Origin of the sequence: Isoptericola sp. NPDC057191, from assembly GCF_042670225.1 — a bacterium.
In the GTDB taxonomy this organism is placed as follows: domain Bacteria; phylum Actinomycetota; class Actinomycetes; order Actinomycetales; family Cellulomonadaceae; genus Isoptericola.
This window is the reverse complement of sequence record NZ_JBHUWC010000206.1, coordinates 1-6992: the sequence shown is the minus strand read 5'-3', so window position 1 is coordinate 6992 and position 6992 is coordinate 1. Positions and strand designations below refer to the sequence as shown.

General features: G+C 72.7%; 10 protein-coding genes. 3 read left to right on the top strand and 7 right to left on the bottom strand.

Going from position 1 to position 6992, the window contains the following annotated elements; genetic code table 11:
• On the top strand, positions 1 to 742 hold a 742-nt coding region (locus tag ACFT55_RS18105; RefSeq protein ID WP_380245237.1), incomplete at its 5' end, for an excalibur calcium-binding domain-containing protein.
• Here the strand turns inward: ACFT55_RS18105 and ACFT55_RS18100 are convergent.
• Both ACFT55_RS18100 and ACFT55_RS18095 read right to left on the bottom strand, forming a co-directional pair.
• Positions 743 to 1525 carry a hypothetical protein gene (locus tag ACFT55_RS18100; protein ID WP_380245236.1) on the bottom strand — a complete coding sequence of 261 codons (783 nt, stop codon included), beginning with the start codon at positions 1523 to 1525 and terminating at the stop codon, positions 743 to 745.
• The gene (locus tag ACFT55_RS18095) at positions 1522 to 2055 is read right to left on the bottom strand and encodes an RNA polymerase sigma factor (protein WP_380245235.1); all 534 of its coding nucleotides are present in this window, start codon (positions 2053 to 2055) and stop codon (positions 1522 to 1524) included. Before ACFT55_RS18095 ends, ACFT55_RS18100 begins: the two co-directional genes overlap by 4 nt.
• A 120-nt stretch (positions 2056 to 2175) precedes the next feature.
• Between ACFT55_RS18095 and ACFT55_RS18090 the strand changes: the two genes are divergently transcribed.
• Positions 2176 to 2913, top strand: a complete 738-nt coding sequence (locus ACFT55_RS18090) for a hypothetical protein (RefSeq protein ID WP_380245234.1) — start codon at positions 2176 to 2178, stop codon at positions 2911 to 2913.
• A 9-nt stretch (positions 2914 to 2922) separates the two neighbouring features.
• Here the strand turns inward: ACFT55_RS18090 and ACFT55_RS18085 are convergent, their stop codons facing one another.
• The 5 genes from ACFT55_RS18085 to ACFT55_RS18065 form a co-directional block, all read right to left on the bottom strand.
• Positions 2923 to 3726: an amino acid ABC transporter ATP-binding protein gene (locus tag ACFT55_RS18085; RefSeq protein ID WP_380245233.1), complete on the bottom strand. Its 804-nt coding sequence runs from the start codon at positions 3724 to 3726 to the stop codon at positions 2923 to 2925.
• The gene (locus ACFT55_RS18080) at positions 3723 to 4682 is read right to left on the bottom strand and encodes an amino acid ABC transporter permease (protein ID WP_380245232.1); all 960 of its coding nucleotides are present in this window, start codon (positions 4680 to 4682) and stop codon (positions 3723 to 3725) included. Before ACFT55_RS18080 ends, ACFT55_RS18085 begins: the two co-directional genes overlap by 4 nt.
• 76 nt (positions 4683 to 4758) lie before the next feature.
• Positions 4759 to 5688 (bottom strand): ABC transporter substrate-binding protein, encoded by a 930-nt coding sequence (locus tag ACFT55_RS18075; protein ID WP_380245231.1) that lies wholly within the window; start codon positions 5686 to 5688, stop codon positions 4759 to 4761.
• Positions 5689 to 5766: 78 nt separating this feature from the next.
• Positions 5767 to 6177 carry a hypothetical protein gene (locus tag ACFT55_RS18070; RefSeq protein ID WP_380245230.1) on the bottom strand — a complete coding sequence of 137 codons (411 nt, stop codon included), beginning with the start codon at positions 6175 to 6177 and terminating at the stop codon, positions 5767 to 5769.
• Complete coding sequence (locus tag ACFT55_RS18065) at positions 6177 to 6329, bottom strand: hypothetical protein (RefSeq protein WP_380245229.1); 153 nt, start codon at positions 6327 to 6329, stop codon at positions 6177 to 6179. Before ACFT55_RS18065 ends, ACFT55_RS18070 begins: the two co-directional genes overlap by 1 nt.
• 165 nt (positions 6330 to 6494) lie before the next feature.
• Here ACFT55_RS18065 and ACFT55_RS18060 point away from each other — a divergent pair, with 165 nt between their 5' ends.
• Positions 6495 to 6917 (top strand): hypothetical protein, encoded by a 423-nt coding sequence (locus ACFT55_RS18060; RefSeq protein ID WP_380245228.1) that lies wholly within the window; start codon positions 6495 to 6497, stop codon positions 6915 to 6917.
• Positions 6918 to 6992 lie beyond the last annotated feature (75 nt).

Genomic DNA, 6992 nt, shown 5'->3' with positions numbered 1-6992 from the left:
TCCGCCGCCGCCGGTCACCGCGGTCGCCCCGTCCGTCGCCCCGTCCGTCGCGCCGCCGGCGCCTACGAGCGGCCGCCCGGGGCCCGACGACGCAGGCTCCGTCGCGTCGTCCGTCTCCGCGGCGCTCCGCGGCGTCGGGGACAAGGTGCGCGAGGGACGGGCGGAGCGCGCCACCCGCCGCGCGGCCGCCGCCGACACCGCCGCGTCGTCCCCGGCGTCCGCGCCGCGCGCCCGCTCCGGCGCGCGCGCCGGCCGTCCGTCGAACGTCCTCGTCGCCGGCGTGGCCGTCGCCTGCCTCGCCCTCGGCTGCATCCTCGGTGTCACCTTCTCGATGATGCGCAGCTCGGACGCCGCGCAGGCCCTCGTGGACGCCAACCGCAAGGTCGCGCAGGCCGAGCAGGTGCAGGCCGAGGCCCAGCAGGCGCAGGAAGCCCTGACGGCGCAGAAGGCGGACGTGCAGAAGCGCGAGAACGCGCTGAAGGAGCGGGAGAAGGCTGCCGAGGCGCAGGAGGCCCAGCTCGCCAGCCAGCAGAAGGCGTTCGACGACCAGCAGGCGCAGGCGCAGCAGCAGGCTGAGCAGGCCCAGCAGCAGGAGCAGCAGAACCAGGACTCCGCCTGGTTCTACTGGGACTGCAACGCGGCCCGCGCGGCCGGCGCCGCCCCCATCCAGAACGGTCAGCCCGCCTACCGCGGCGCGCTCGACCCCAACGGCAACGGCATCGCCTGCGAGGACGGCGAGTAGCTACCGCGCGACGACGTCGGCCTCCGCGGTCGCCCCGTCGGAGAAGGTCAGCTCGGCCGTGTCACGGAGCGCCGTCGCGCCCGGCGCCCACACGGCCCACCAGCCGTCCTGGACGGTGGCCTCGACGCGCTCGCCCGACGTGAGGGTGAGCGTGACGGACTCGACGTCCGCCCCGACCCGCCCGTACGCGGAGGTGAGGGCGCCGTCGCCGGTGTCGCCCTCGGACCACGAGGCGGTGCCCGCCTGGAGCGTCGTCAGCTCGCGCGGCCCCGGCGCGGCGGGTACGTGCGCCAGGACGGCGTCGCCCGTGACGACGTCGGTCGCGCCGGAGGCCTGCGTCGTCACGAGGCACTCCCCCGTCGCGCTGTCGCCGGTGAGCAGGACGTACGTGTAGTCGCCGCGCTGCTCGGCCAGCACCGGGCTGATCGGGACGGTCTCGACGCGCGGCCCGTCGGCGCCCTCCGTGACAGCGTGCGCGACCGGGTCGCACGACGCGGCGCGGTCGGCCGTCTCCGCCGCGGTCAGCGTCGCGGGGACGGCGGTCCAGCTCGCGTACGCCGTCGTCGGCCCGGACCACCAGACGGTCGCGACGCCGGCCACCGCGACCACGGCGGCCGCCGCAGCACCGGCCAGGACGGCGGGCCGCCCGGAGCGCCGGGCGCGCGCGCCGGACCGGGGGGCGTCGAGGATCGCGGCCAGCGCCGCGTCGTCGGGACGTCCGGGCGCCCGGAGCTCGCGGGCAGGGTCCAGCGCGGCGAGCTCGGTCATCATCGGGGACCTCATCGCGCCTCCTGCAGCTTCTGGAGCACGGAGGCCGTCTCGGACGGGAGGCCGGAGTAGGCCAGCAGCCGCTTGCGGGCCCGGGTGAGCCGGACGGAGAACGTGGACGGGCGGATCCCGAGGACGCGGGCACCCTCGACGGCCGTGAGGCCGTCCCACGCGACCAGCGCGAGGACCTCGCGGTCCGCGTCGGTCAGCATCTCCCACGCCCGGTGCAGGTCGGTCCGGTCAGCCGCCAGGTCGTCCGTGCCCTCCCTGCCGCCCGCGGGCTCGCGCTCCAGCCGGACGCCGAGCGCCCGCCACCGGCCGTGGGTGCGCAGGTGGGTGGCGAGCACGTTCCGCGCCACGCCCAGCAGCCACGGCTTGGGCTCCGCGGGGACGTCCGCCAGACGGCGCCAGGCGACGAGGAACGTCTCCGACACGATGTCGTCCACCAGGCTCGCCTCCACCCGACGCGCCACGAATCTCGTCACCGCCTCGTGCTGGTCCACCCACATCTGCGTGAGCAGCTCGCGGGCGTCGGCGTCCTCCACACTGAAACCTTCCGTCTACCACAGGAGTTGCCGCCAACCCCCCGAGTGCTACACCGTAGTCACCGCGAGCGTCGACGACGACGTCCCGTGCCGCGCGCCGGAGCCCACCCGAGGAGTGTCATGAGCCGAGGCAGGACCGTCCACAGGAGCATCGCCGCAGGTCTGGGCGCCACCGTCCTCGCCCTGGGGCTCACCCTCGGCGCCGCGGCGAGCTCCCAGGCCGCGGACGACACCACCGCCCCCGCCGAGAACCTGCCGGGCGTGCCCGCCCCCGGCAGCCCCGACAGCGAGTGGGAGGCGTGGGCCGCGCACGAGCGCGCCGACGCCGAGGCCACCGACTGGGCGGCGGACGCCGCGGCCCGCGGCTGCACGCTGAAGGACGTGACGATCTCCGAGGAGGTCGACGCCGACTACAACAGGGCGATGGGCGCCCCCGCCGACCTCGCCACCCACCGGGTCGACCTGCTCGAACGCTGCGCCAGCCCCACCGACGTCGCCGCCCGGTCCACCACGTCGGGGGTCACCACCCTCAGCCTGCCGGCGGGCGACCGGTGCGCCTCGACGTCCGGCCCGGGCACGATGTGCCTGTCCAGGAGCAGCGGGCGCATCTACGCCTCGTGGCAGTACCGCGGGTCGGGCTCCGTGACCGGGTTCGTCCGCGTCTACCGGGTCTCCTCCGGCGTGAGCGGCTGCCCCACGGGCACCACGTGGCTCACCGGGCCCAGCAGCACGTGGAGCAGCGGCGACACCCGCACCATCTCCAAGGCGCGCACCAGCGCAGGCGGCTACTCCGCGCACATCTGGAAGAAGGTCCTCGTGGGCCACACGGACTGGGGCGGCGCCTGCGCCTCGCTCTGACGCCCGCCCTCAGAGCACGTGGGCGAGGAAGTCCCGCAGCCGCGGCTCGGACGGGTCGTCCAGCACGTCGCCGGGGCGGCCCTCCTCCACGATCACGCCGTCGTCCATGAAGACGACGTGGTCGGCGACCTCGCGCGCGAAGCCGATCTCGTGCGTCACGACGATCATCGTCATGCCGGAGCTCGCCAGGTCCTTCATCACGGCGAGCACCTCGCCCACGAGCTCGGGGTCGAGCGCGGACGTGGGCTCGTCGAACAGCATCAGCTCCGGGTCCATCGCGAGCGCCCGCGCGATGGCGACGCGCTGCTGCTGGCCGCCGGACAGCTGCGCCGGGTAGTGGCCCACCCGGTCGGACAGCCCCACGCGGTCGAGCAGGTCGAGCGCCCGCTGGCGAGCCTGCGCCCTGGACAGCCCGCGCACCTGCACGGGTGCCTCCATGACGTTCTCCAGCGCCGTCATGTGCGGGAACAGGTGGAACCGCTGGAAGACCATCCCGATGCGGGAGCGCTGCTTCGCGATCACCTTCGGGTGCAGCCGGTGCAGCACGCCCTTGTCGTCGCGGCGGTAGCCCATGAGGTCGCCGTCGACGTGGATGGAGCCGGCGGTGATCTCCTCCAGCTCGTTGACGCACCGCAGCAGCGTGGACTTGCCGGAGCCGGACGGGCCGAGCACGACGGTGACGGAGCCGCGCGCGACGTCGAGGTCCACGCCCTTGAGGACGTGCACGGCGTCGTGCCCGTGGCCGAAGACCTTGTGCACGTCGCGCACCGCAACCATCGCGCCGTCGGCGCCGCTAGGGGTCTGGCCACTCATGGGGTCACCTCCAGGAAGGGGTCGTCCTTGGTGGTGCCGGACGCGCCGATGAGGTCCTGCTTGCTGGGCTTGCCCCGTCCGCCGCGCGGGCCGCGGCCGCCGCGACCGCTGCGGCCGCCGTCGAACCCGCGACCGTAGTACCGCTCCAGGTAGTGCTGCCCGACCATGAGGATCGAGGTGATGAGCAGGTACCAGAGCGCCGCCACGATGAGCAGCGGGATCGGCTGGAAGATGCGGTTGCCGATGGCGTTGGTGGCGTAGGTGAGCTCCAGCGTGAACGGCACCGCGAGCACCAGCGACGTCGTCTTGAGCATGGAGATCGTCTCGTTGCCGGTGGGCGGCACGATGACGCGCATCGCCTGGGGCAGCACGACGCGGCGCAGGATCTTGCCGTCCTTCATGCCGAGCGCCTTCGCCGCCTCGGTCTGGCCGGGGTCGACCGACGAGAGCCCGGCCCGCACGATCTCCGCCAGGTAGGCCGACTCGTTGAGGGCGAGGCCGAGCAGGGCCGCCCAGAACGCCGTGATGACGTCCTGGGTGGAGAAGGTCCAGAACTCCGGGCCGAACGGGATGCCGACGCTGAGGCGCGGGTAGAGCACCGACAGCAGGCCCCAGAACACGAGCTGCGTGTACACCGGGGTGCCGCGGAAGAACCAGATCCAGAACCACGACACCGACCGCATCACGGGGTTGTCGCTGCGGCGCATCACCGCGAGCAGGATCGCCAGCACGATGGCGAGCGCCATCGAGCCGAACGTGAGCACGAGGGTCCAGCCGACGCCCCGCACGACGACGACGTCGCGCAGGTACAGCCAGACGGTGTCCCACCGGAAGTTCGGGTTGGTGACGAGCGCGTTGACGGCCATCGCCACGAGGACGAGGACGATCACCGCGGAGACCCAGCGGCCGGGCCGCGGCACGGGCCTGGCGTGGATCGGCTCGGGCAGCGAGCTCATGAGGAAACCTCCAGGGCGGCGGTCGAGCCTGTCGGGACCATCATGGCCTCGACAGGCTCGACCAGCGGGGACGGCCTCAGCCTGCCGGGTTCAGCTCGGCCGTGTCGAGCACGGCCGCGCCGGAGCCCCACGTGTCGGCGACCTGAGCGAGCACGCCGTCGTCCATGAGCTTCTGGAGCCCTGCCTGCACGGCCTTCGCGAGGTCCGTGTCGTCCTTGGCGACGACGACGCCGTACGGCGCGGCGTCGGTGATCTCGCCGAGCGACTCCACGGAGCCGCCCGTCTGCTCGACGGCGTAGGCGATGATCGGCGAGTCCGCGTACATGGCCTGCAGCTTGCCGCCGGCGAGGTTGGTGGTGACGTCGGACTGCGACTTGTACGGCAGCACGTCGACAGCGTCCTTGCCGGCGTCCGTGCACTCCTTGCTCTTGGTCGCGAGCTCGTCCTGCTGGATGGTGCCGGTCTGCACGCCGACGGTGACGCCGCACAGGTCGTCGGGCGACACGCCGTCCGGGTTGCCCTTCGCGACGGCGAACTGCGAGCCCGCGCTGAAGTAGCTGACCATGTTGACGGTCTTCAGGCGCTCGGGCGTGACCGAGAACGCCGACATGCCGGCCTCGTACTTGGACCCGATCGCCGGGATGATCGAGTCGAACTCCGCGTTCTCGACCTGGAGCTCGAGGCCCATGGTCTTGGCCAGCGCGGTCGCGATGTCCATGTCGAGGCCGACGGGCGTCTTCCCGTCCGCGTCGAGGAACTCCACGGGCGCGTACTGCAGGTTCGAGCCGAGGGTGAGCTTGCCGTCCTCGGAGACGGCGGCCGGGACCATGGCCGCGACGGCGTCGTCCTTCTGGATGGCGTCGAGGTCGACGGCCGCGGCGGTGCTGTCGCCGGACGCGCCCGGCGTCGAGCCGGTGTCCTGCGAGGCCGTGGTGCAGCCGGTGAGAGCGAGGGCGGCGACGGCCGAGGTGACGACGGTCGCCACGAGGGCGGGACGGGTGCGCATGGTGGGGCTCCGAAAGTCGTGCGGGGGTCTATGCATGAGTATGCAGTGCTATGCATGATCCGCCAAACCGCCTGGTGATCAGCCCTCGCCGCGCCTGCCCCGGAACAAGGCCCGCAGGTTCGTCGTGAGCGCCCGCTGGAGCAGCCCCGTCCCGTCGGGCGTCGTCACCGTCAGCGTGGGGAACCGTCGGCCGTGCCGCTCGACCCTGCCCTCCAGGTACGCCCGCGCCACCGCGAGGAGCTCGTCCAGCGACTCCCGGATCTCGTCGTCGTCGGGGAGACGGGTGGGGATGAACGTGCCGAAGCCGCCGTCCACGCCCAGCCAGAACATGTCGTCGCCCGACGTCCTGACCTGCGCCCACCGCTCCGGCTCGCCCGGCCGCCAGAGCCGGGCGACCGCGTCGTGGTCGCGGATCGACACCTGGCGCTCCAGCCCCGGGAGGTCGGCCGTCGCCGACCTCAGGTACGCCTCGATCTCGGTCAGGTTCATCAGACGGCCACCCGCTGACCGGGCGTGACGTCCAACCGGTCGAGGAACCAGTCGACCTGGTCGCGCAGGACGGCGATCTCGACCTCACCCTGACCGGTCACCCCGCGGAAGACGGCACAGTCCGGGCTCCCCTCGACCACCATCCCCAGCATCGTGCACCTTTCTCCGCGCTCTCTGGCGCCCGAACCCTCGACCGGTGGCGCGCGGCGACGTCGACGTAGCGCTCGGGTCTCTTCTGCGGCGCTCACGCGACCGCAGCGCTACGTCGCCGACCCCTACGACATGCCGAGGGGCCCACCCCTCCCTATGCTCCGAGAATGATCAGGTTCCTGCTCCGGACGGCCGTCTTCCTGCTGGCTGCAGCGGTGGGCGTGCTCGTCGCCGCGTGGATCTTCGCGGCCTTCGACATGGAGACGTTCTCCATCAACTGGTCCGAGCCGCTGGGCTTCGTGATCGCGATCGTCGTCTTCGCCGTCGTGCAGGCGATCATCTCGCCGTTCCTCACCAAGCTGGCCAACAACAACGCGCCCGCCCTGGTGGGTGGGGTCGGCCTGCTCTCGACGTTCGTGGCGCTCATCATCGCGGTGCTGTTCACCGACGGGCTCGACGTCGGCGGCGTCGCGGGCTGGATCATCGGGCCGGTCATCGTGTGGCTCGCGGGGATGCTGGCCGCGTTCCTCCTGCCGCTCTTCCTCCTCAAGGAGGGCGTGGAGAAGGTCCGCGAGAACCGCGAGGACTGAGACCTCCCGGGCTGCCGAGGTAGTTCCCGAGGTGCCGAGGTAGTGCGCACTACCTCGGCAGGAAGGGAACTACCT